This is a genomic window from Pseudoalteromonas lipolytica (assembly GCF_003515105.1).
Taxonomy (GTDB): domain Bacteria; phylum Pseudomonadota; class Gammaproteobacteria; order Enterobacterales; family Alteromonadaceae; genus Pseudoalteromonas; species Pseudoalteromonas lipolytica.
Genome location: NZ_CP032090.1, coordinates 1,211,257 through 1,235,004, shown reverse-complemented (window position 1 = coordinate 1,235,004; position 23,748 = coordinate 1,211,257). Strand labels below are relative to the sequence as shown.

Below are 23,748 nucleotides of genomic sequence, written 5' to 3'. Positions count from 1 at the left end.
ATGGTTTCTATTGCTTACTTACTTTTTCAACTACTTTATCTGATAAATCAGATACTGTTTTAGAGTTAACGTAAATTGTGGTTTCTTTCACTTTTACTTCGTCAAACTTGCCTGCTTTAGCAACTTCTTCAATTGCATCTAAGATTAGCTTTTGTACTTTCGCTAATTCTTGGTTTTGACGCATTTTGATTTCTTGCTCTAAAGGACGGCCTTTTTCTGCAAGTTGTTGTTGCATACCTTGAATCTTAGTACGTAATTCTTCTTTTTGCTTGTCGCTCATTGTCGTTGCTTCACGCTTGAACTTTTCAGCTTCAAAACGGATATCACCTTGCAGCTTTTCAAGCTCCTGACGACGCTCTGAGAATTCAGCTTCAAGTGTTTGTTCAACTTTCGCCATTTGAGGGATTTGTTTATAGATTTCTTGCATGTCTACAATCCCTACCTTGTGCGCAAAAGCATTCGTAGATAGGCCCATAGACAATGTAGCAAGAAGTGCAAACGCTGTTGATTTAAATGATTTTTTCACAAAAAACTCCTTTAGAATGTATTACTAATATTAAAGCTGATGGTCTTCGTATCGTCATCTTCTTCTTTTTGCAATGGATACGCAAAACTGATCAGCATTGGACCCATTGGAGAGATCCATTGTAGTGATAGACCGGTTGACACCCTAAAGCGCATAGGATCTGAATAATCCTCTAGTTTAGCGCGTTGATCAGGTAACAAGTTTTGATAACGGTCAATGTTAAACTCTGTATCCCATACGTTCGCAGCATCCACGAAGAAGCTTGTACGTACAGAGCTGGTGTTTTCTTCATCTAAGAAAGGCGTAGGAACAATAAGCTCCATACCTGCAACTGCTTTGGCGTTACCACCAATTCGGCCTTGTGGTATTAATACATCAAATTCTGATGCGCCACCAATACTGCCTGTTGTTGTGCCATCTGGCAGTGGTGTGCCCGGAATGCTTTGTGGCTGACGAGACACCGCGCGCGGTAGAATTGTATTACGGTCAAAACCACGCAGTTCCATCTCGGTGATACGGAAAAACTCTTGGAAAGGCAGCGTTTGGTCATAACCATTTGTCGTGCCATAACCATTACCATAAGCAAGGGCTGCACGCGTTGAGAATACCCAACGATGGTCATTACTGATTGGCCAGTAAAAACGTGAATCATAATTTAACTTAAAGTAGGTTAAATCTGAATTCGGCGTTGTACCAGTTAAGTTAAGTGACTGACGCGAACCCGCTGTTGGGAATAAACCACGGTTTACAGTAACACGCGACCACCCTGCACTCAGCTCAAACTTGGTAAAGTCGAAACCTGCATCTGGATTTTCTGGGTCTAAGAAGGTTTCACGCATTACACGTGTTTGCTCATATTCTGCAATATCAGACAGTTCTTCTTGAATCCAACGGAAACCAAAGTTAATACGGTTCACCGCATCAATTGGGAAACCAATGTTGGTACCAATACCATAACTCTTCGATTTATAGTCGATAAGACTAAATTTGCTCGCATCATAGTTGCTATAGAAGATACTACTTCCTTGCGATACACCATCCGGCGTAAAGTAAGGGTCGGTATACGACAAGCTGATACGCTCAGAACCACGTGAGGTATTAATGTTAAAGCCAATTTGGTTACCGGTGCCTAAGAAGTTTGATTCACTCACACCAATATTAAATTGCAAACCCAAGTATGAACCATACGCAAGGCCCGCATTAAAGCTACCAGCAGATTGTTCTTTAACCGTAAAGTCTACATCAACTTGGTCGTCAACACCGGGAACTGGCACCACATTAAAATCAACACTTTCCATGTATGGAAGACGTTGAATTTGTAATTTTGAACGCTCAAGATTTTGATTTGAAAGCCATGCACCTTCAAGCTGTGTCATCTCACGACGAACAACTTCATCCGCAGTATTTTGGTTACCACCAACAATGATTCGGCGAACATACACACGCTTACCTGGATTAACAGACAGTGTCAGTTGCACTTCTTTCTTTTCATCATCAATCTCAGGAATGGTGCGCACTTCTGCGTTTGCATAGCCAAAACGTGCTAAGTAGCTTTTGATAAATTCTTCAGATGACGTAACCACTGAACCATTATAAAGCTCACCAGTTTTTAGCGGTATAACACTCTTAATTAGCTCTTCTCGACCTAATAAATCACCGATGAAGTCAAAACCCTTTACGGTGTATTTTACACCTTCGGTAATATTAGCGGTTACATAAACAGAATCGCGCTCAGGGCTAACCGATACTTGTGTTGAATCGATATTAAAACGCAGGTAACCACGGTCTAAGTAGTAACTACGAATTTTCTCTAAATCGCCTTCGATAGTTTGCTTTTGATAACGGTCACTCGACATAAACTTCCACCATGGCAAGTCTTGTTGTGACTCAGCAAGTTTTAGCAATTCTTCGTCAGAGAATAATTCGTTACCCACGAGGTTTATTTGACGAATTGACGCGGCGTCACCTTCATCAAACTTAAATAATAATTTTACACGGTTACGTGGCAGCTTTGTGATGCTAACTTCCACTTTTGCATTGTATTTACCAATACTGTGGAAAAACTCAACTAAGCCTTTTTCAATGTTATCAAGTACCGTTTTATCAAGCGGCTCACCAGTACGAATATCTTGCTGGTCTAGCGACTCGTTTAACTGCTCATCTTTGATGTCTTTGTTACCATCAAACTCAATGAGGCTAATCGTAGGGCGCTCAGTTACTCGAAAAATGACGTTATTACCGTCACGTAACGCTTTAATATTGTCAAAGTGACCAGAGCGATAGAGAGCCTTTATGGTTCTTGAAATTGTGTACTCATCAATATTATCGCCCACGTTGATCGGAATATGGGTTAGCGCTGCACCTAGAGCAACACGTTGTAAACCTTCAACTTTTAAATCTTCTACAATAAAGGAGTTTTGGCCTAGGGCTGCAAAGCTTGCACCTAATAAACTTGAAACTGCCAAATGTTTTTTTATAGCCATTTTGTTATCTTTATCCTTTACAACTGTATTACCGCTCAACACCTTATAAATTAAACTTTTGCGGTGTTTTACAATCGTGTTCAAATTGGAATTTTTCACTTATTTGTTATAAACGCGATACATCATTGAACAAAGCGAAACATGTTAAAAATATGAGTAGTAAGGCACCCACTTTAAAACCAAATTCTTGCGTCTTTTCAGAGACCGGCTTTTTGCGAAAAAGTTCAATTATGTAATACATTAAGTGCCCACCATCAAGCACTGGCAACGGTAATAAGTTAAATACGCCAAGGTTTACACTGATCAAAGCTAAAAAGCTTAAAAATGCAACCAAGCCATAGCTTACGCTAGTTCCCGCTCCAACTGCAATGCCTACAGGGCCACTTAAATTTTTAACCGAGACTTGACCTGTAATTAAATTACCAATCATGTCAAAACTTAGGGTGATTAAACGCCATGTTTCTTGTATGCCCAGCACAATACTATCGACAGGGCCATAATGTCTAGTTTCAATATAATTTTCTGGCCATGCTTCAACTACAGGAGCCACACCTAAAAAGCCCTGCGCTACACCATCTGCATTGGTTCTGCTCTGAGGTGTCACAGTCAACTTTCTTATACTATCTTGCCTTTGTACACTAAATTGTAAGGATTTGTTAGGTGATTGCTGAATAACTGAAACTAACTGGGTCCAACTGCTGATATTTTCGCCATTTACAGCCACAATTGTGTCATTAACCTGTAAACCAGCCAGCTCAGCGGCTGAGTCTTTAGTGATTTGCGCAACGGTTAATGTTGCTTCAGGTCTAAAGGGCACAATACCGATTGAGGTCAATGGTGGGACATCTTGCTGATCAAGTTTCCAACCATCTAGATTTAAAGTGCGGACATGTTTTTGGTAATTCTGATCACGTAATGTGACGACCACACTTTGCTCACCTAAGCGGCTCATTAATGAGAATGTGGCATCTTGCCAAGTGCTGATATCATCTTCACCAATTTTGATAATTTGCTGATTAGGTTCGATCTTAGCCGCTGCTGCACGACTGCCCTCGGTTACAGAACCCACCACAGGCTTTAATGATTGCACACCGACCATGTACATTACAGCAAGTGCAAAAATAGCGAACAAAAAATTGGCCATAGGACCTGCTGCTACAATCGCAATTCGCGCTTTCACTGACTTAGCATTAAATGATAAATGACGCTCTTCAGCAGGCACTTCATCGACACGCTCATCCAGCATTTTAACGTAGCCACCAAGGGGAATAGCAGCAATAACATATTCTGTTTTGTGTTTGTCGTACCACTTAATCAGTGGTTTACCGAAACCTATTGAGAAACGTAGCACTTTTACACCCGCTTTACGGGCTACCCAAAAATGCCCATACTCATGGACAGTCACTAAAATACCCAGTGCCAAGATAAACGAACCAAGGTTCCAGAAAAAATCAAACATGTTAGTTCAGACCCCTTTTTATAAACTCACTCGCTTTGATACGTGCAGCTTCATCACACGCTAAAATCTCTTCCAGCGTGTGTACGTTCACATCCTCAGTCGCGTTGAGTGTCTGTGAGTTTATACGGTAAATATCAGTGAAACCGATTTGCCCATTTAAAAATGCAGCGACGGCAATCTCATTCGCAGCATTGACTGTTGTTGTTGCACCCTGTCCCATTTCACACGCATCAATGGCCAGTTTAAGGTTAGGGTAACGTGCATAATCAGGTTTGGTAAATGTAAAATCAGCAATCTGAGAAAAATCAAGCGGCTTAACCCCTGCATCAACACGTTCAGGAAACGCCAGTGCATGCGCTATCGGAGTACGCATATCAGGATTTCCCATTTGCGCAAGCACCGAACCATCTTGATATTGCACCATAGAATGAATGATACTTTGCGGGTGGATCACCACTTCAATATCGCTAGCATGGCAATTAAACAGCCATTTAGCCTCGATAAACTCAAGCCCTTTATTCATCATGGTTGCTGAGTCGACTGAGATTTTTTGTCCCATAGACCAATTTGGGTGCGCAACAGCTTCTGCCACAGTGACCGATGACAAACTCTTTAAGTCACGCGTCAAAAATGGCCCACCAGAACCTGTCAGTAATATTTTACTCACGCCGTTGTCGGACAGTAACCCCGCAGAGGCTTGCAGTTTTGCTGGCATACATTGAAAAATAGCATTATGTTCGCTGTCAATCGGCAACAAGGTTGCACCGTGTTGTTTTACTTTATCAATAAACAACTGACCCGACATAACTAACGATTCTTTATTGGCAAGCAGTACTTTTTTACCTGCTTCAACCGCACTTAACGTGGGTAATAGACCTGCCGCGCCGACAATGGCCGACATAACCGTATCAACATCACCATGCGCCGACAGCTCACTCATAGCAGTGACACCCGCGAGCACATCAGTTGTACAAGCGGTATTAGCTAACAACGATTTTAATTTATTTGCAGCGTTCTCATCCGCCATCACTGCAAATTTAGGCTGATGCGTAATACACAACTCTGCCATTTTTTCTGCATTTTGCCCCGCGGTTAATGCAAAAACAGCAAAACGATCTGTATTTCTAGAAACAACGTCTAAGGTGCTTAAACCGATTGAGCCAGTTGCGCCAAGTACGACAAGCTGTTCTATTTTGCTCATAAACTTAACGTCCATGCATAACAAAGCACAAAAATAGGCGCCGCAGCTGTTAAACTGTCAATACGGTCCAAAATGCCGCCATGACCGGGTAGGCATGAGCCACTGTCTTTTAAGCCGACTTCACGTTTAAACATACTTTCTAATAAATCACCGACTGCTGAAAACAAGGCGATAAACGCGGTCATTACGGCGTAGATTGGCCATACTGCCATGTCTACATTGGTAAAGTGACAAAACGCCAAAACAAAAATAACCGCGGCAACAATGCCCCCCAATAGACCTTCAATCGTCTTATTTGGGCTGACTTTCGGCATGAGCTTGCGTTTACCTAGGTTTTTTCCGGTGAAATAAGCGCCGATGTCTGCGCTCCATACAATACCTAGCACGACTAAAATAAGCACTGATCCAAAATGCGTCGACTCGGTATACCCTGCACTTCTTAAGGTATTGAGCGCAAGCCACAACGGTACTAAAGTAAGGAATCCTGCAATCGCGCGCATGAGAATGCCTTCATTCCATGCTTTTGCCATGGCTGGGTAGCGCCATACTAAGTACGTCGCAACAATCCACCATGCAAATGAAAGGGTAAACAAATAGTTCGCGTCACCAACAAGCTGACCATTTTGCCACAACGCTTCAATAGGCCAATGCCAATTGAAAAGAGCAAGAATGACCGCCGTGGCTGCCACAAATGAAAAACGTTTAATTTTATCGCACAGGCCCATAAAAGCTGACCATTCCCACGCACCAAGTAAAACAATACCAGCGGCGATATAACTAAATAATGTTAGTGGGGTATAAAAAACCAGTACAAGTGCAAGCGGTGCCAGCACCAGCGAGGTTAAAATTCGTTGTTTAAGCAATGTGTGTACCTTCAACTAGTAATTAGGTCTCGGCGAGTAATTGTTTTATTTGTTCGCCGGTACAACCAAATCGTCGCTCTCTGGCAACGTAACATGCGACAGCATCAGCAAAAGCAGCTTCATTGAAGTCTGGCCAAAGCGTATCGGTAAAGTAAAGCTCAGCATAGGCAGCTTGCCATAAAAGAAAATTACTAATGCGTAAATCACCACCAGTGCGGATCATTAAATCAAGCTCACCTTGACCTGCCATACTCATGTGTTCATTCATGAGGTCTTCTGTAATCTCTTCAGCTGCTAATTCACCCGCAGCGACTTTTTTTGCAAGTGCGGTTGCTGCGTTGGTTATATCCCAACGACCGCCATAGTTAGCTGCAACATTTAATTGTAGACCCGTATTATTACGAGTTAATTCATGGGCTGCATCAACTTTGTTTCGCAAACTTTCTGAAAAGCGCGATAAATCACCAATAATAGTGAGCTTTACATTATTCTTATGAAGTTTTTTAACTTCTTTGCCCAGTACGAATAAAAACAGTTCCATGAGTGTATTTACTTCGTCTTCTGGACGTCGCCAATTTTCACTACTAAATGCGAATAGTGTTAACGACTGTATACCTAAGCGAGTACAAAATTGCACTGATTGACGAACCGCATCAACGCCCTTTTTATGCCCATATACACGTGGGCGATTTTTCGCTTGCGCCCAACGACCGTTGCCATCCATGATTATAGCGACATGCTTAGGCAAACTTTGCTGGGAAATTTTATCAGCGTTAAGAACCATAAATATCGAGTATTCCATAAAAAAACGCCGTCTAGTATACCCCAGACGGCGTTTCAAAACTAATAAATTTAGTTGCTTAGATTTCCATCAACTCTGCTTCTTTCGCAGCCAGCTGTGTATCCATCTCTTTGATGAATTTGTCCGTTAGCTTTTGAATTTCATCTTCAGCTTGGCGTGCTTCATCTTCAGAAATATCTTTATCTTTCAATAAGCTCTTAATATCACCATTGGCATCACGACGAATATTACGAATGGCAACACGGCCACCTTCAACTTCACCACGTACAATTTTGATAAGGTCTTTACGACGCTCTTCTGTGAGTGGAGGAAGTGGTACACGGATTACAGTACCTGCTGACATAGGGTTTAAACCTAGGTCAGATGCCATAATTGCTTTTTCTACCGCTTGTGCAAGCGACTTATCAAACACACTAATTGCAAGAGTACGAGAATCTTCAATCGTCACATTTGCAACTTGGTTTAATGGCGTGTCTGCACCGTAGTAAGACACTTGAATGCCGTCTAGTAATGCTGGGTGAGCACGACCTGTACGAATTTTAGATAATTGACTGCCTAGTGCCGCAACACTTTTTTGCATGCGCTCTGACGCATCTTTTTTGATATCGTTAATCACGGTTCAATCCTAATCTATTTAACAATTTCATCTGAGGCTTGTGAAGAGATAAGCGTTCCTTCATCTTCGCCCATAATAACACGCTTAAGCGCGCCTGATTTATTCATATTAAAAACGCTTAAAGGCATTTTGTGGTCACGTGCAAGTGTGAATGCCGCCAAATCCATCACCTTTAACTCTTTTTCGATGATCTCATTGTAGCTTAAGTGGCGATATAGTGTAGCTTCTGGGTTTTTAACTGGGTCATCAGAATAAACACCATCTACTTTCGTTGCTTTGATCACGGTGTCAGCTTCAATTTCAATACCACGTAAACACGCAGCAGAATCTGTTGTAAAGAATGGATTACCTGTGCCCGCAGCAAAAATAACAACACGGCCAGATTTTAATAAGCTAATCGCTTCAGCCCAGTTGTATGCATCACACACACCATTAAGTGGAATAGCAGACATTAGACGACAATTTACAAATGCACGGTGAAGCGCATCACGCATCGCTAAACCATTCATTACAGTCGCTAACATACCCATGTGGTCACCTACAACGCGGTTCATACCCGCTTCGGCTAATGAACCACCACGCAAGAAGTTACCCCCACCGATAACTAAACCTACTTCTACGTCGAGCTCTACAAGTTCTTTAATTTCTTGCGCCATACGGTCAAGTACTTTCGGGTCGATGCCGAAGCCTTCGTCTCCCATTAATGCTTCACCGCTAAGTTTAAGAAGAACACGTCTAAAAATAGGTTTACGATTGATAGTCATAGTATTTGGGCCAGCCTTAATAATGAGATAAAAAATAACCGCGCTTATGGTTACACATAAAACGCGGTTATTTTAAAGAATTTTCGTCAGTGACGCAAAAGCTAATAGCAGATTAATTTCATCTAATTATCGTTGCGTCACTTACGTTGAAAATTACTCGCCTTTTGCAGCAGCGATTTGTGCAGCAACTTCAGCAGCGAAATCTTCTTCTTTACGCTCGATACCTTCACCAACTTCTAAACGGATGAAGTTAGTAACAGTTGCGCCTTTCTCTTTAAGAATTTCACCAACAGTTTTCTTAGGTTCCATGATGAAAGCTTGACCAGTAAGAGAGATCTCACCAGTGAATTTCTTCATACGACCAACAACCATTTTCTCAGCGATTTCAGCAGGCTTGCCTTCGTTCATCGCGATGTCGATTTGAACTGCTTTTTCTTTTTCAACAACGTCAGCTGGAACGTCTTCTGGGTTTACGAACTCAGGCTTAGACGCAGCAACGTGCATTGCAACGTGCTTAAGTGTTTCTTCGTCAGCGTCACCTACTACTACAACACCGATACGGTCGCCGTGGCGGTATGCAGATAGTTTTTCACCGTCGATGTACTCAACGCGACGAACGTTGATGTTTTCACCGATTTTAGCAACAAGTGCAACACGTGTTTCTTCGAACTGTGCTTTAAGTGCATCGATGTCTGCTTTTGATTCAACAGCAGCATCTAAAACTTCGTTAGCAAAACCAAGGAAGTTTGAGTCTTTAGCAACGAAGTCAGTTTGACAGTTAACTTCAAGAAGTGCAGCAAAACCGTTGCCTTCTTTGATAAGGATTGTACCTTCAGCAGCGATGTTACCCGCTTTTTTAGCAGCCTTTGCAGCACCGCTCTTACGCATGTTTTCGATCGCTAACTCAATGTCACCGTTAGTTTCAGTTAACGCTTTTTTACAATCCATCATGCCAGCGCCAGTACGCTCGCGTAATTCTTTAACTAGGGCAGCAGTTACAGCCATTAGAATATCCTCAATTGAATTCTGTTATTAGGGAAGCGGTATAGGCCGCTTTACAAGAATAACAAGTCTTCACCTTAAGTAAGATGAAGACTTGATGACAGCTAATTATTCAGCTTCTACGAAGTCGTCTTTCTCAGCTTGAGCAACGATGTTGTTCTCACGACCTTCAGTGATCGCAGCTGCAACAGCACTTGTGTAAAGGTTGATAGCACGGATCGCATCGTCGTTACCAGGTACGATGTAATCAACACCGTCTGGGTTAGAGTTAGTATCAACGATAGCAACAACTGGAATACCTAGGTTGTTAGCTTCACGGATAGCGATGTGCTCGTGGTCTGCATCGATAACGAAAAGTGCGTCAGGAAGACCGCCCATATCTTTGATACCACCAAGGCTCTTTTCAAGCTTTTCCATTTCACGAGTAAGCATTAACGCTTCTTTCTTAGTTAATTTCTCGAAAGTACCGTCTTGGCTTTGTGCTTCAAGGTCTTTAAGACGCTTGATTGATTGGCGAACTGTTTTCCAGTTAGTCAACATACCACCTAACCAACGGTGGTTTACGTAGAACTGATCGCTTTGAAGAGCTGCTTCTTTAACTGCTTCGCTTGCTGCGCGCTTAGTACCAACGAAAAGTACTTTACCTTTGTTAGAAGCTGCGTTCGATAAGAACTTAAGTGCTTCGTTGAACATTGGTACAGTTTGCTCTAGGTTGATGATATGTACACGGTTACGAGCACCGAAGATGAAAGGCTTCATCTTAGGATTCCAGTAACGTGCTTGGTGACCAAAGTGAACACCAGCTTGAAGCATATCGCGCATTGAAACGTTTGCCATTTGTAAATTCCTCTAATAGTTTAGGGTTAGGCCTCCACATATCCCATAGCACCAACACCTAAGTTAATTTGTAACTTATGTGCACCCAAGTGTATGTGACGATACGTGTGTGTGTTAAAATAAAATTGTGTTTGTCTTAAATACAAAAAATCAGTAAAGAATTTATTTGTAAAAAGACGGCGCGCTTTATACCATATTAAAATTGAAAACTCAACATTCAGTGCAAAAATTGTGCACTGAAAAATGACCTGAAAAACAACTTTGGAGCCTCAATGAGTGCTGTGATCAAGACCCCTGAAGAAATCGAAAAAATGCGTGTTGCCGGGCGCTTAGCCGCTGAGGTACTCGAAATGATAGAACCGCATGTGGTGCCTGGTGTAACCACGGATGAGCTAAATACAATTTGCCACGATTACATCGTTAATGTGCAAGACGCGATTCCAGCGCCGCTAAACTATCACGGTTTCCCTAAATCAATCTGCACCTCAGTGAATCATGTTATTTGTCACGGTATTCCTAACGACAAACCTCTCAAAGAAGGTGACAGCGTTAATATCGATGTAACCGTAATTAAAGACGGCTTTCATGGTGATACCTCAAAGATGTTCCATGTAGGCACACCCAATATTCAAGGCAAACGCCTTGCTGATATAACCCAAGAAAGCCTTTACCTTGCCATAAAAATGGTAAAACCAGGTGTTCGCTTAGGTGACATTGGTGCCGCGATTCAAAAGTACGCAGAAAGCTTTAATTATTCGATTGTACGTGAATATTGTGGTCATGGTATCGGCGCTGAGTTCCACGAAGAACCTCAAGTAATGCACTACGGCAAACCAGGTACAGGCGAGGTGTTAAAAGCAGGAATGTGTTTAACAATTGAGCCAATGGTGAACGCAGGAAAACGCCAATGTAAGTTATTAAAAGATAACTGGACTGTCGTTACAAAAGACCGTTCATTGTCTGCTCAGTGGGAACACACACTGTTAGTGACTGAAAATGGTGTTGAAATTTTAACGCTCCGATCAGATGATACTATCGACAGGATCATCGAACACTAGGAGCCAGCCCCTGTGGCATTACCCAACAAAGTAAAAAAGTTGCTCAGCCAAGCTGAGCAACTTAGCGATTATCGCGACTGTTCTGGTTATTTTTATAAGTGGCTACAGAACGAATTTTCTAAACAACCCGTCAGCAACTTAATCAATGCCCGCGCTGAGTTTATTGACCGCTTATTGATTAAACTGTTTCACGACTTTGACCTTGCCCACGAAAGTGATTTAGCACTTATTGCTGTCGGTGGTTATGGGCGTGGCGAGCTACACCCCTACTCCGATATTGACTTTATGCTGCTGGTTAGTGAACAACCAAGTGACGCTGTATGCGAAAAAATTGGCCAGTTCGTGACGATGCTATGGGACCTCAATCTCGAAATTGGTCACAGTGTTCGCACTATTGAACAAGCACTGGAGCAAAAACGTGAAGACGTTACTTTTGCTACCAGCTTACTCGAAAGCCGTTTAATATTTGGCAATCACATTGAGTTTGAAAAACTCAAAATGCACTTAATCGACACGCCAATTTGGCGCTCTGATGAATTCTTTTTGGCAAAAGTACAAGAACAACAATTACGCCATAAAAAATGCCATGGAACAGCCTATAATCTTGAACCTAACATTAAAGAAAACCCAGGTGGCTTGCGCGATTTACAAACCATTATTTGGGTCGCAAAAAAGCACTTTAGGGCTGAAACATTACAAGAACTCATTAATCATGGTTACCTCACTCATGAAGAATACCAAGAACTCTCAGAGTGTTTAGAAAACCTGTGGAATATCCGCTTTGCCTTGCACATCGCTGCGGGACGTTCTGAAAACCGTTTATTGTTTGATCACCAGCCTCATGCTGCCGAAATTTTAGGTTTTGGTAGCGACGGTAAAGCGTCGGTCGAGCGCATGATGAAACGTTTATTTCGCATTATGAGCCGTGTACGAGAGCTTAACCAAATGTTGCTGTCTTACTTTGAGCAAAGCATTTTGCCAGGTGCAGGCGAGTTACCCGTTGTAGAGCTTGACCGTAACTTTGAGCGTATTGGTCATCAGATTCGGGTTAAAAACCCTTCTGTATTTTTCCGTCGCGACCAACTCTTTGTGTTGTTTGAGCACATTGCCGACAACCCTGAAATTACGCATATTTACCCAAGCACGATTCGTACAATGCGCCAAGTACGTCGCCGTTTATTAGGTGATTTACAAGATTACGCGGCGTGTCGTGAAGCATTCTTACGGTTAATTAAACACCCTAATGGCATGGGCCGAGCATTCACGCTCATGCACAAACACGGCATTATTGCGGCTTACTTACCGCAGTGGCGAAATATATTCGGACAAATGCAATTTGACTTATTCCACGCCTACACTGTGGATGAGCACACGCATAAGCTTATTAATAATATTTACAAATATTTTGATAAGTCTCGAGTCAGTGAGTTTCCTCTGTGCAGTGAAATCGTCACCCGCATGGATAAACCTGAACTGTTATATTTAGCCGGTATTTTTCACGATATTGCCAAAGGACGAGGTGGCGATCACTCAGAGCTTGGCTCGGTCGATGCCTTAGCGTTTGCCAAACTGCACCGTTTTCCTGCATCAGATGGTAAACTTATTGCGTGGTTGGTTGGCAATCACTTACTTATGTCGGTCACCGCGCAACGCAAAGACATTAACGACCCTGATGTAATTAAAGACTTTGCCAGCAAGGTGAAAAATGAACGCCAGCTCGATTATTTATATTGTTTAACACTGGCTGATATCCGCGCTACAAATGATAACTTGTGGAATGATTGGAAAAACACCCTACTGCGAGAGCTGTATTTACACACCCAGCGCGCACTGCGCTTAGGGCTTGAAAATCCAATGGACCAACGAGATCAAATTCGAGACAAAAAACGCCAAGCAAAACAGCGCTTGCTTAATCTTGGCTGTAACGAGGATCAGATTGATTTAATTTGGAGTCGCTTTAAAGCTAATTATTTTACCGCTTTTAGCGAGCAGCAGATTTCATGGCACACAGAGCATCTGTTAAACAGTGCAGACTTAAGCCAACCCAGTGTCATGGTGTCTGACACAGCAATGCATGGTGGCACACAGGTATTTGCTTACAGCCCCTATTCTGGTGGCTTATTTGCACGCCTTGTGAGTGTTATAGGCTCTAAAAAAGCACAGATCCAACATGCGCAAGTATTAACGACCAAAGACGGTTATGTGCTGTTTAGCTTTGTTATTTTAGAAGTGAATGGCGACCCTATTGCCAGTGGTCGTGCACAGTCGATTAAGCGTGCATTGGATCTCGCGATTAATGATCCTAAAAAGAAAATTCGCTTTAAAAAGAATCGTTCGCAGCGCTTTAAAGACTTTAATATTAAACCAAAAATTGTGCTTAGACCGCATGCACGAAAAGACCGCAGTCTAATTGAAATTCAAGCAGTGGATATTCCGGGCTTACTCACCAAAATAGCCGAAGTATTCCAAGCACATTTACTGCATATTCATGCTGCACGGATCACCACAGTGGGCGAACGCGCAGAAGATTTCTTCGTGGTATCGAATAATGAATACCAAGCATTAACAGACGAAGAACGAGCAAAAATTCATCAAGCATTGCGTAAAAAACTCAACGCAGAAACCGAATAAGAGGATCTTATGTCAGATTTAAAAACCATGATCGAAAACGCCTGGGAAAACCGCGATAGTATCAGCCCAAGCACAGTATCAAGCGAAGTAAAACAGGCCATTATTGATGCGCTTGAACTGCTTGATAGCGGCGCGGCTCGTGTTGCTGAAAAAATCAGTGGTGAGTGGGTTGTTCATCAATGGTTGAAAAAAGCAGTACTGCTGTCATTCCGTATTCGTGATAACCAACCAATGAACGATGGTGTTAATCAATTCTACGATAAAGTACCACTAAAATTTAGCGACTATACGCCAGAGCAATTCCAACAAGGCGGCATGCGCGTAGTCCCTAACGCTGTGGCGCGCAAAGGCAGCTTTGTTGGTAAAAACGTGGTGCTTATGCCTTCTTACGTCAACATTGGTGCTTACGTTGACGAGGGCACCATGGTCGATACTTGGGCAACCGTTGGCTCGTGCGCACAAATTGGTAAAAACGTTCATTTATCAGGGGGCGTAGGCATTGGTGGTGTACTTGAGCCACTTCAAGCAAACCCAACCATTATCGAAGACAACTGCTTTATTGGCGCACGCTCTGAAATTGTTGAAGGGGTTGTTGTTGAAGAAGGCGCCGTTATTTCAATGGGTGTATACATCAGCCAAAGTACGCGCATTTATGACCGTGAAACCGGCGAGGTTCACTACGGCCGTGTACCAGCGGGTGCCGTTGTTGTACCGGGTTCACTGCCTTCTAAAGATGGTTCGCACAGCCTATACGCTGCCATCATCGTAAAAAAAGTAGATCAACAAACGCGCGAAAAAGTAGGCATTAATGCACTACTTCGCTCGATTGATGAGTAATCAGTGATTTTACACAGTCTGTTATGACTAAAAAGCGCTTTCCTTAATGAGGAATAGCGCTTTTTTTATACCTGTTAATTTTCATCAACTTTATTAAATTGTTACATCTTATTTCAAAAACACACTTTATCGCGTATTTACAGCAACCCAGCGTCTACTTTGACATACATTCCATTAAACTTACTGGCACTTTTTTTACGTCGCATTACAATGCACACAAATTGATTTTGGAACACACACAATGAATTTGACGCGCAGTTCACTGAAGAACCCAGCGAGTGTTATTGTCATCTTAGTACTGATTATGTTGTTTGGCATGTTGAGTATTTTCAAGCTGCCAATTCAACTTACACCCGATATTGAACAACCGCAAATCACTATTTTTTCAGGTTGGCGCCAAGCCGCACCAGAAGAAATAGAATCCGTGATTATTGAGCCGCTCGAAAACGCAGTAAAAAACACGCCTGGCGCTTTAGAGGTAAATACCAATATCAACCGAGGTAATGGCTCTATCACCCTTACTTTTGCAGTCGGGCAAAATATGCAGCAAGCCATGCTCGATGTACTCACAAGTCTAAACCAAGCACCGCCACTCCCCTTAGATGCATTCGACCCTGTGGTATTTGCAGGCGGCAATAATGGCGAAGCCGCTGCCACTTTATTAGTGACTCCCACGCACTACAACGCCGATAGCTTAGATCTTGATATGGCACAGTTTCAAAAACAAATCGACGAATTTGTTGAGCCACGTTTAGCCCGTATTCCCGGTGTTGCCCGCGTTGATTTAGCTAGTGAACGACCAAAAGAGTTGCGCATCACCTTTGATCCTCACAAAGCCGCAGCCCTTGGCGTAAGCCTTGACCAAATAAGTAACGTATTAGCTAGTTCACGCGATACCTCAGGAGGCCTTGCTAATGTCGGACGCCGTCAATATACCGTGCGCTTTACGGGTCAGTATGATTTGTCGAGCATGGCACAAATGCGCGTTGGTTATTCTGGCGACAGGCCAATTTACCTTGGCGATATTGCACGCGTAGAACGCACTTTTTCTGACCGTTTAGGCATGAGTGGCCGAAATGGTAAACCGGCGTATTACATTCGAATTTCGCGCGCCAACGAAGCCAATACTGTCGCACTTCTTGATGACATAAATTTAGCGATTAAAGAACTAAACGAAGGTCCTCTTGCTGAAAATGGCTTATCGATTGAGTTAAGCTTTGATGCCTCAGTGCATATTCGTAACGCCTTATCATTAGTGAAAAGCAACTTAGGATTAGGTGTACTTTTATCATGCTTGATCTTATGGTTGTTTTTCCGCGGGTTAAAAGCCACGTTTGTGATTGCCGCTACAATCCCGGTGTCGTTGATGGTGGCGTTTTTAGCCCTTAATATTTTTGAGCGCAGCTTAAATGTTATTTCCCTTGCCGGCCTAGCCTTTGCTGTCGGCTTAGTTTTAGATGCTGCTATCATAGTCCAAGAAAATATAGCCCGACTCAGAAGCGAAGGCTTTGATACTAAAAAAGCGGCATTAAAAGGAGCAGCGCAAGTCACCGGTGCCTTATTTGCGTCAACCACCACCAGCGTTGCTATTTTTCTCCCTATTCTCTTTATGGCAGGCATTGAAGGTCAGCTGTTTTCAGACCTTGCACTCACCCTCTCTATTGCGGTCATTGCCTCAATGGTCTGTGCCATTACACTCATTCCATTAGCGAACCATGTTTGGCCTGACACTGAACTAAAACCCGATCCTTATCGTGCTTATTGGCAAAAACTAACTAACTTTATAATGGCACTCACTAACACCCGCACTAAGCAACTGCTCTGGATTGCCTCATTATTAGGCGGCTCATTAATTGCCACCATGACTATGCTGCCAAAAACTGACTTTATGCCCAGAGCGCCAACTGATGGCTTTTTCTTTAACTTGAATACCCCACCGGGTGGCAATGTGCAATTTATGGAAGAAGAGTTATTAATGCGTATCAAAAAACGCTTAATGCCTTACTACACTGGTGAGAAAGAGCCAGGAATAAAAGACTTTAACTTTTATGCATTTGGCTCCAACGCTGGCGGATTTATTTATTCGGCTGATCCACAACGCGTTGAAGAATTGATGAAAGTTGCTCGAGAAGAAATTTTCATCGACTTACCCGACACGCAGGTATTCTTCTTTCGAGGTTCTATGATCCAAGTCGCGAATGGGGGAGATGGCCGAGATATCAATATTGATCTAACCGGTCCGAACATGGATGACCTGATTTCAGGTGCTAATGTCGCCTTGCAAGCAGTCACAGAAGCAATGCCAAATGCCACAGCAAGACCACAACCGCGTTTAGATATGGCCGAACCAGAGCTCAGGCTTACACCTAACGACCGCCGTATTACTCAAGCAGGGCTAACTCGCCGTGACGTTTCACAAGCGGTACAGGCTTATACAGGCGGCTTATTTGTTAACGAATACTTTGACGGCAACGAGCGCATGAATGTAATTTTGCGAGGCACTCCATGGCAAACCCCTGAAGAACTAAAAGCCTTGCCCATTGTTACACCGCTCTCGGGCATTCAAACGCTGGGCGAGCTTGCCCAAATTAAGCGCACTGTTGGCCCTACACAATTACGCCGTGTTAACGGACGTCGCACAGTGAGTATTGTCGTCACACCACCTGCCGATATGAGTTTGCAACAAGCACAAGCTATTTTAGCCGAACACGTTATGCCAAAAGTACGTGCCAGCTTACCCGAAAGTGCTGGCGCGATTTTGGCTGGCAACGCACAAAAAATGAATTCAGCTATGCAAGAGATGACTCTCAACTTTTTACTAGCCTTGTTTATTTTATTCCTGCTGATGACAGCATTATTTAAATCTGCAAAAGACAGTGTCTTGGTACTGCTAGTTATGCCGCTGGCGATAGCTGGCGGGGTACTGGCCTTGTTTGTGCTGAATTTATTCACTTTCCAATCACTCGATTTATTGACCATGATTGGCTTTATCATTTTGCTGGGATTAGTGGTCAATAATGCGATTTTATTGGTCGACCAAACGCGTGTTGCGATGTCTGCAGGGCTTAACCGAGAGGCTGCAGTTCGCCAAGCAGTGCTACTTAGAGCACGCCCCGTTTATTTGAGTACCTTAACGAGTTTATTTGGCATGTTACCGCTGATGTTAATGCCCGGTGTTGGCTCAGAGATTTATCGCGGTCTTGCGACCGTCATTGTAGGCGGCATGGCTATTAGCGCGCTATTTACGCTTATTTTAATGCCGAGTTTATTGCAGCTTGGCAGGCAATTACCACCAATAAACAATAATCAACAACCCGAAAAAACGCCTTTAAGCTTGGTATCGAATCAATGAGTGATAAAACGATGATAAAAAATATACGTATTGTAACCGCGGTATTATGTGCCTTCGCCTTTCATGCTTTCGCGGTCGTTCCTGTCACGGTCGATACAGTGAGTAAAGCACAGCTAACCAGTGAAATTGAAGTAAGTGGCACTTTATACGGCAAAGACGATGTCACGCTTACCGCAGGAATTAGTGGACGTTTACTCTATGTGGTAGAGCCCGGCACTTTAGTCAACCAAGGTGATACGCTAGTACGCATGGACACTTTACCACTGGAACTTGAAAAAGCCCGTCAGCAAGAAATGCTCAACCGTGCAAAAATAAACCTGCGTTTATACGAGCAAGAGTTAGCCCGTTTACAAAAACTCGCTAAAGCGAGCAGTGCAGCGGCAAGCCAAGTTGATGGAATGCAAAATAAACACGACCTCGCTTTGTCTGATATTGCCCTTGCTGAGGTAGAGTTAAAGGTGATCGACGATAAACTATCCCGTGCGACCATCAGCGCCCCCTTTTCAGGTGTTATCAGCGAGCGCTATAAACGTGCTGGACGTGAAATAAACCGCGCCGATGAATTAGTCACCTTACTCGATATCACTCATTTAGAAGTGCGTTTATATGTCCCTGTTAAATACCTCAAGTTTTTACATAAAGACATTGCACTGCCGGTCAAAGCAGGCGATTTATCAGCACCTGAAACAACAACCGCTAAAGTTACAGCAGTGATCCCATCCACAGACCCGCGTTCACAAACGGTCGAAGTACGTGCCGCATTGCACGTATCTCAAGAGCAAGTATGGGCGATAGGTCAACTTGTCGATGTTACTGTTCCATTAACAAGTAAAGGCGATGTGTTATTAGTGAACCGAGATGCCCTCATTTTACGTAAAAATGGCACGCATATCGTAAAGATTGATAACGCCAGTACAGCAGCACAAATTCCCGTTATCGTTGGCAGTGGCAAGGGTCAGCTTGTTGAGGTAAGTCCCCTCACTCCTGCGTCTCTTAGTGCGGGCGATAAAGTGGCAATAAGGGGAGCTGAACAGTTGCAAACGGGCCAAAAGGTTGATGTACAAATAAAGCCCGAATGAAAAATGAGTAAAGTATAAAGCCAGTGTCACTGGCTTTATACTCCTAGGCTTTTAACTGACTTTAAATTGCTTCACAATTTGGTCTAGCTCAAGCGCTGTTTGCGCTAAGCCATCAGCAATCGCTGCTGCGCGCTCTGCACCATCCATCGTTTCATGTGCTTTTTCGTTAACATGTTGAACACTTTCACTTATTTGCATACTCACGACATTTTGCTCTTCAGACGCACTGGCAATTTGTACATTCATATCTTTAATTGTGCCCACCGATTGTGAAATTTGCTCGAGGACTTCACCGGTTTGCTCAGTTTTCTCTGCGGTTTGCTCCACATTTTGCATATTCATTTTCATCGAATCGACCGAGCGCTTCGCTTCATTCTGTAAATTAGAAATCATCACTTGAATTTCTTCAGTACTTTGTTGTGTCCGACTTGCTAAAGAGCGCACTTCATCTGCAACCACTGCAAAACCGCGTCCTTGCTCTCCAGCTCTAGCAGCTTCGATGGCCGCATTTAATGCTAATAAGTTAGTTTGGTCAGCAATACCTCTTATCACATCTAAAATGGAGCCCACTGACTCAGTTTCTGCTTCTAAGTTTTCAATCGTTTTGCTCACGTTCATCATGGTCTCAACCAACTCGCCCATTGCGTGATGCGTTTGTGAAACTACTTGCGTGCCCGTCAGTACTTCATTATCGGCTTTTGTTGCTGCATCAGCAGCCATTTGTGCACTTTGCGTAATCTCATTAATGGTTGCTGACATTTCATGCATTGCAGTGGCTGTTTGTGTTAATTGGTCAGATTGATGCTCTGCACCTGTTTTAGAACTCGCCGTTATCGTTGTTAAATCTTGTGATGTGCGCGAAACTTGCGTGGTAGATTCACTGATCTGAGTCAGCATTTCGTTAAGCTTTGACACCATTTCGCGCATCGCTAAGTAAATTCCTGTTTCATTTCCATGCTGACTAAAACGATATGTTAAATCACCTTCAGCTATCGATTGCACAATGGTCGCTATTTCGCTCGGCTCCCCGCCAATAGGCGCTTTTATTAAACGCGAGATAAAGATACTTAAGAAAATGCCCACAGTAATAATTATGATGGCAAAGACTAAAATGGTGGTAATCGCATTTTCACTGCTGGCTTGTATCATGGGACCAATTTCATCTTGGCGGTTTTGGCTGGCGAGTTTAATACGTTCAATTTCCTCAGCTATTTGCGGGCCTACTTTATCAAGTGTCCCGCTAATTATATTATTACGCTCTGTAATCAAGGACTTTACTTGCTCAAGCCCTGTAATATAGTCATTCGTTCTGGTTTTGAAATCAGACAATAATGCCTGCTCTTTTGCATCAAAAAGGCCCGCTGACAATTGCTGAATTTTAGCTTGAACGCCCTTAAATTCTTTCGTTGTTCTGTCAAAATCGGCCAGTGAGTTGCTGACTAAAAACTTTGCAGCATACAATCGCCCAAGTAATAACGACTCTTGCAATTGTGCACTTAAAAATAATGCTGCGCTGTTTTCTTTGTTTTTACTCAGCAGCATAATTTCAGTTAAGGCCTCACGCATAAACTGCCCATTTCCATCGAGCTTATTTTCGACCACATCATTGCGTTTTTCTACTAACTTAACGATGTCTTCAAAACCATTTTTATAATTACTTGCTCCTTTTTCTATCGCTGTCATTGCTTTTACTTTCTCGGCATCAGTAAACTGTTTTTTGCTCTGAGTGATTAATTCACTGAGTAAATTATGACGCTCGTTAAAATCGGAAATGGCTTGAGGTTTTTGATCTTTCAAATATTTGAGTGCATTTAAGCGTAAAGTTAATACGTTTGATTGGACTCGTCCCGTGATATTGCTATCGCGTGCATTTACGCGATAATCAACAAAATTATCATAGCCTGAGTTAAGGGCTAACAAGGCAACTATACTGACTATCCCTAGCAGGACAATCATTGCGCCAAATGCAAGATACAGCTGTGTATTTAACCTGAACTTCGTAAACATAATGTTCTCTCTGTTTAATTGCAGTACCCTATGCGTGATGGCTTCCTTACTAAAAATCTCATTAAGTATAGGAAACAACAGTGAGAATGATATGTTATGAGGGGAAATAGGGGGGAATTTAAGAAATATCTGATATGTAAGTAAAAATCGTCCTAATTATTCCAGTTTTATAAACAATTAAACCCCTCTAAGGAAATCTGTTTAGTTTGCTCATCGACATTACTTTTTTGATAGATCTGTAAACTATCTTGATGAACTTTAAAACTAAATTCACCTGCCCACGGTAATGAAGCAACCGGGATTTGGCGATAAAAACCATAACGGTCATAGCAAATATATGAAATATGATGGTAAACATCAGTAAAAACGCCATAGTCAGCTGTAAATACACTAATATGCTGTTGCTGCTTAAAATACTTTGCCTGTGTCCCTGCAACAAGGTACCAAAAACACAGACTCACCATAACCACAAGTTGAAGCCCTGCGACAATGAATAATAAAAGATGTCGTCTAGCAGTTGGCTGAGTATCTAACGCTGCTCTGCCTGTGTCACACCTGTTATTTTTGAGTAATAAATAAATGCCCGTTATGACCATAAACAGCTTAATAATGAGTAACGCAACGCCTATTTGATACATCATTTTTGGGCTATGCCATTGAATGCCAAATACAGGAGGTACAAAAAGGCTGTCGATAAGCGGCAATAAAATAAGTAATGAGGCTATGATTAGGCTTTTATTCTTCATTGTTTTCTACCGTGTTGTTTCATAACGCAAATACACTATATAGGCTTTTTCCTTTTAACAAAAATAAAAAGGCGCGACCTTGGGTCACGCCTTCTGGGCAGAACTTATTGCGTTTTATAATGCAGCAAAGACATCGTCAGTTTTTGCAGCACAAATAAAATCGTTTTTATGTAAGCCTTTAATTGAGTGGCTCCACCACGTAACAGTCACTTTGCCCCACTCTGTAAGTAAACCTGGGTGATGGCCTTCTTCTTCAGCCATATCACCTACTTTATTTGTAAATTCAAGTGCTTGTTTAAAGTTTTTAAACTTATACACACGCTCTAATTGCATAATGCCGTCGCGCACTTCTGGTACCCAATCAGGGATCATTTTAATTAATTCTGCTAACTCAGCATCAGATACTTTCGGCGCATCAGCACGACACGCTTCACACTTTTGTGTGCTTAATGAAGACATTATAAATCCTTAACTTGCTAATTTTTCTTTAGGTGGAAACTTTGGCTCATGAAGCCCTAATTCTTTTGCTTTACTCACCAATGACATGATATCCATTTGTGAGATATCAAATAAGTCATTAATCGAATTAATGGTGTAGTACACAGGCTGCATTATATCAATACGGTACGGTGTGCGAAGCACATCCAGTACATTCATTGCATTGATTTCTGGTTTATCAGAGTACACGTACTGCGTTTCACCTGGGCTTGATAAAATACCGCCACCATAAATACGCAAGCCTTGGTCTGTTTGCATTAAACCAAACTCAACAGTAAACCAATATAAACGTGCCAGATACACGCGATCTTTTTTCTCTGCTGCATACCCTAATTGACCGTATTTATGCGTAAACTCAGCAAATGCAGGGTTTGTTAACATTGCACAGTGACCAAAAATTTCGTGGAAAATATCTGGCTCTTGTAAGTAGTCAAACTCTTCACGTGTGCGAATAAACGTAGCCACGGGGAATTGCTTATTAGCTAACAAACGGAAAAACTCGTCAAAATCAATTAACGCAGGCACAGGCGCAACTTGCCAGCCGGTGGTTTTTTCCAGTACTTCGTTTAATTCACTTAATTGGGGAATACGATCTGAAGGAAGGTTTATTTTTTTTAAACCCTCAAGGTATTCATTGCAGGCTTTGCCTTCAATGCAAGCGAGTTGGCGAGCAACCAGCTCAGACCATATTTTGTTTTCGTCTTCGCTCCAATGGATCACCCCATTTTCATCGGGTTGCTTGGAGGTGTAATTACTTGCTTTAGCCATAATAACCTTCTTCGTTAAATCTTGATCAGCACGATAAGAATCACTTTAACTTGTTAAGTCGATACTATGTAAAAGTAAGCGAGATTTTAATAGTTTTGGGTGTTTCTACTGTTTGCAGAAACACCTCTACTGTAAATAAAAAATTACACCAAAAGATCCAAATGTTTACACAACCCGTTAAATAAGGGATAAAACACCATTTTAGTGTAAACTTAAATT

At 42.4% G+C, this 23,748-nt stretch carries 19 protein-coding genes; 5 read left to right on the top strand and 14 right to left on the bottom strand.

Going from position 1 to position 23,748, the window contains the following annotated elements; translation table 11 throughout:
- Window positions 1-7 precede the first annotated feature (7 nt).
- The 10 genes from D0907_RS05625 to rpsB form a co-directional block, all read right to left on the bottom strand.
- On the bottom strand, window positions 8-526 hold the full coding sequence (locus D0907_RS05625; RefSeq protein ID WP_036969722.1) for an OmpH/Skp family outer membrane protein: 519 nt from the start codon (window positions 524-526) through the stop codon (window positions 8-10).
- An 11-nt stretch (window positions 527-537) separates the two neighbouring features.
- A complete protein-coding gene (gene bamA / locus D0907_RS05620; protein WP_118844131.1) occupies window positions 538-3,009 on the bottom strand; it encodes an outer membrane protein assembly factor BamA in 2,472 nt (823 codons plus the stop codon).
- Between the two features lie 106 nt (window positions 3,010-3,115).
- Window positions 3,116-4,468: a sigma E protease regulator RseP gene (gene rseP / locus D0907_RS05615; RefSeq protein WP_036969731.1), complete on the bottom strand. Its 1,353-nt coding sequence runs from the start codon at window positions 4,466-4,468 to the stop codon at window positions 3,116-3,118.
- 1 nt (window position 4,469) lies between these two features.
- The gene (ispC, locus tag D0907_RS05610) at window positions 4,470-5,669 is read right to left on the bottom strand and encodes a 1-deoxy-D-xylulose-5-phosphate reductoisomerase (protein WP_118844130.1); all 1,200 of its coding nucleotides are present in this window, start codon (window positions 5,667-5,669) and stop codon (window positions 4,470-4,472) included.
- The gene (locus D0907_RS05605) at window positions 5,666-6,532 is read right to left on the bottom strand and encodes a phosphatidate cytidylyltransferase (RefSeq protein WP_036969733.1); all 867 of its coding nucleotides are present in this window, start codon (window positions 6,530-6,532) and stop codon (window positions 5,666-5,668) included. Before D0907_RS05605 ends, ispC begins: the two co-directional genes overlap by 4 nt.
- 22 nt (window positions 6,533-6,554) lie before the next feature.
- Window positions 6,555-7,334, bottom strand: coding sequence for an isoprenyl transferase (locus tag D0907_RS05600; protein WP_036969734.1), 780 nt, complete (start codon window positions 7,332-7,334; stop codon window positions 6,555-6,557).
- A 58-nt stretch (window positions 7,335-7,392) separates the two neighbouring features.
- Window positions 7,393-7,950: a ribosome recycling factor gene (gene frr / locus D0907_RS05595; RefSeq protein WP_036969745.1), complete on the bottom strand. Its 558-nt coding sequence runs from the start codon at window positions 7,948-7,950 to the stop codon at window positions 7,393-7,395.
- Window positions 7,951-7,964: 14 nt separating this feature from the next.
- Window positions 7,965-8,714, bottom strand: a complete 750-nt coding sequence (pyrH, locus tag D0907_RS05590; protein ID WP_036969747.1) for a UMP kinase — start codon at window positions 8,712-8,714, stop codon at window positions 7,965-7,967.
- A gap of 153 nt (window positions 8,715-8,867) precedes the next feature.
- Window positions 8,868-9,719, bottom strand: coding sequence for a translation elongation factor Ts (tsf, locus tag D0907_RS05585; protein ID WP_036969749.1), 852 nt, complete (start codon window positions 9,717-9,719; stop codon window positions 8,868-8,870).
- Between the two features lie 105 nt (window positions 9,720-9,824).
- On the bottom strand, window positions 9,825-10,553 hold the full coding sequence (rpsB, locus tag D0907_RS05580; RefSeq protein ID WP_036969753.1) for a 30S ribosomal protein S2: 729 nt from the start codon (window positions 10,551-10,553) through the stop codon (window positions 9,825-9,827).
- A 272-nt stretch (window positions 10,554-10,825) separates the two neighbouring features.
- Between rpsB and map the strand changes: the two genes are divergently transcribed.
- From map to D0907_RS05555, 5 genes are all read left to right on the top strand, one after another.
- On the top strand, window positions 10,826-11,611 hold the full coding sequence (gene map / locus D0907_RS05575) for a type I methionyl aminopeptidase (protein ID WP_036969755.1): 786 nt from the start codon (window positions 10,826-10,828) through the stop codon (window positions 11,609-11,611).
- Window positions 11,612-11,623: 12 nt separating this feature from the next.
- Complete coding sequence (gene glnD / locus D0907_RS05570) at window positions 11,624-14,242, top strand: [protein-PII] uridylyltransferase (protein ID WP_118844129.1); 2,619 nt, start codon at window positions 11,624-11,626, stop codon at window positions 14,240-14,242.
- A 9-nt stretch (window positions 14,243-14,251) separates the two neighbouring features.
- Window positions 14,252-15,079, top strand: coding sequence for a 2,3,4,5-tetrahydropyridine-2,6-dicarboxylate N-succinyltransferase (gene dapD / locus D0907_RS05565; RefSeq protein ID WP_036969760.1), 828 nt, complete (start codon window positions 14,252-14,254; stop codon window positions 15,077-15,079).
- A 241-nt stretch (window positions 15,080-15,320) separates the two neighbouring features.
- Complete coding sequence (locus tag D0907_RS05560; RefSeq protein ID WP_118844128.1) at window positions 15,321-18,431, top strand: efflux RND transporter permease subunit; 3,111 nt, start codon at window positions 15,321-15,323, stop codon at window positions 18,429-18,431.
- Window positions 18,428-19,510, top strand: coding sequence for an efflux RND transporter periplasmic adaptor subunit (locus D0907_RS05555; protein ID WP_244223143.1), 1,083 nt, complete (start codon window positions 18,428-18,430; stop codon window positions 19,508-19,510). Before D0907_RS05560 ends, D0907_RS05555 begins: the two co-directional genes overlap by 4 nt.
- A 51-nt stretch (window positions 19,511-19,561) precedes the next feature.
- Here the strand turns inward: D0907_RS05555 and D0907_RS05550 are convergent, their stop codons facing one another.
- The 4 genes from D0907_RS05550 to phhA all read right to left on the bottom strand — a co-directional run bounded on the left by D0907_RS05550 (window position 19,562) and on the right by phhA (window position 23,529).
- Complete coding sequence (locus tag D0907_RS05550; protein ID WP_118844127.1) at window positions 19,562-21,517, bottom strand: methyl-accepting chemotaxis protein; 1,956 nt, start codon at window positions 21,515-21,517, stop codon at window positions 19,562-19,564.
- A 167-nt stretch (window positions 21,518-21,684) separates the two neighbouring features.
- Window positions 21,685-22,263 (bottom strand): hypothetical protein, encoded by a 579-nt coding sequence (locus D0907_RS05545; RefSeq protein WP_075594259.1) that lies wholly within the window; start codon window positions 22,261-22,263, stop codon window positions 21,685-21,687.
- Window positions 22,264-22,377: 114 nt separating this feature from the next.
- Window positions 22,378-22,722: a 4a-hydroxytetrahydrobiopterin dehydratase gene (locus D0907_RS05540; protein WP_036969771.1), complete on the bottom strand. Its 345-nt coding sequence runs from the start codon at window positions 22,720-22,722 to the stop codon at window positions 22,378-22,380.
- Window positions 22,723-22,731: 9 nt separating this feature from the next.
- The gene (gene phhA, locus D0907_RS05535) at window positions 22,732-23,529 is read right to left on the bottom strand and encodes a phenylalanine 4-monooxygenase (protein WP_036969774.1); all 798 of its coding nucleotides are present in this window, start codon (window positions 23,527-23,529) and stop codon (window positions 22,732-22,734) included.
- Window positions 23,530-23,748 lie beyond the last annotated feature (219 nt).

What these genes read in the sequence shown, in the direction of transcription:
- rpsB (WP_036969753.1), bottom strand. Translation starts at nt 10,553, where the DNA reads ATGGCAAACGTTTCAATGCGCGATATGCTTCAAGCTGGTGTTCACTTT.
- tsf (WP_036969749.1), bottom strand. Translation starts at nt 9,719, where the DNA reads ATGGCTGTAACTGCTGCCCTAGTTAAAGAATTACGCGAGCGTACTGGC.
- D0907_RS05545 (WP_075594259.1), bottom strand. Translation starts at nt 22,263, where the DNA reads ATGAAGAATAAAAGCCTAATCATAGCCTCATTACTTATTTTATTGCCG.
- ispC (WP_118844130.1), bottom strand. Translation starts at nt 5,669, where the DNA reads ATGAGCAAAATAGAACAGCTTGTCGTACTTGGCGCAACTGGCTCAATC.
- map (WP_036969755.1), top strand. Translation starts at nt 10,826, where the DNA reads ATGAGTGCTGTGATCAAGACCCCTGAAGAAATCGAAAAAATGCGTGTT.
- D0907_RS05555 (WP_244223143.1), top strand. Translation starts at nt 18,428, where the DNA reads ATGAGTGATAAAACGATGATAAAAAATATACGTATTGTAACCGCGGTA.
- rseP (WP_036969731.1), bottom strand. Translation starts at nt 4,468, where the DNA reads ATGTTTGATTTTTTCTGGAACCTTGGTTCGTTTATCTTGGCACTGGGT.
- D0907_RS05540 (WP_036969771.1), bottom strand. Translation starts at nt 22,722, where the DNA reads ATGTCTTCATTAAGCACACAAAAGTGTGAAGCGTGTCGTGCTGATGCG.
- dapD (WP_036969760.1), top strand. Translation starts at nt 14,252, where the DNA reads ATGTCAGATTTAAAAACCATGATCGAAAACGCCTGGGAAAACCGCGAT.
- D0907_RS05560 (WP_118844128.1), top strand. Translation starts at nt 15,321, where the DNA reads ATGAATTTGACGCGCAGTTCACTGAAGAACCCAGCGAGTGTTATTGTC.
- D0907_RS05550 (WP_118844127.1), bottom strand. Translation starts at nt 21,517, where the DNA reads ATGTTTACGAAGTTCAGGTTAAATACACAGCTGTATCTTGCATTTGGC.
- bamA (WP_118844131.1), bottom strand. Translation starts at nt 3,009, where the DNA reads ATGGCTATAAAAAAACATTTGGCAGTTTCAAGTTTATTAGGTGCAAGC.
- pyrH (WP_036969747.1), bottom strand. Translation starts at nt 8,714, where the DNA reads ATGACTATCAATCGTAAACCTATTTTTAGACGTGTTCTTCTTAAACTT.
- phhA (WP_036969774.1), bottom strand. Translation starts at nt 23,529, where the DNA reads ATGGCTAAAGCAAGTAATTACACCTCCAAGCAACCCGATGAAAATGGG.
- D0907_RS05600 (WP_036969734.1), bottom strand. Translation starts at nt 7,334, where the DNA reads ATGGAATACTCGATATTTATGGTTCTTAACGCTGATAAAATTTCCCAG.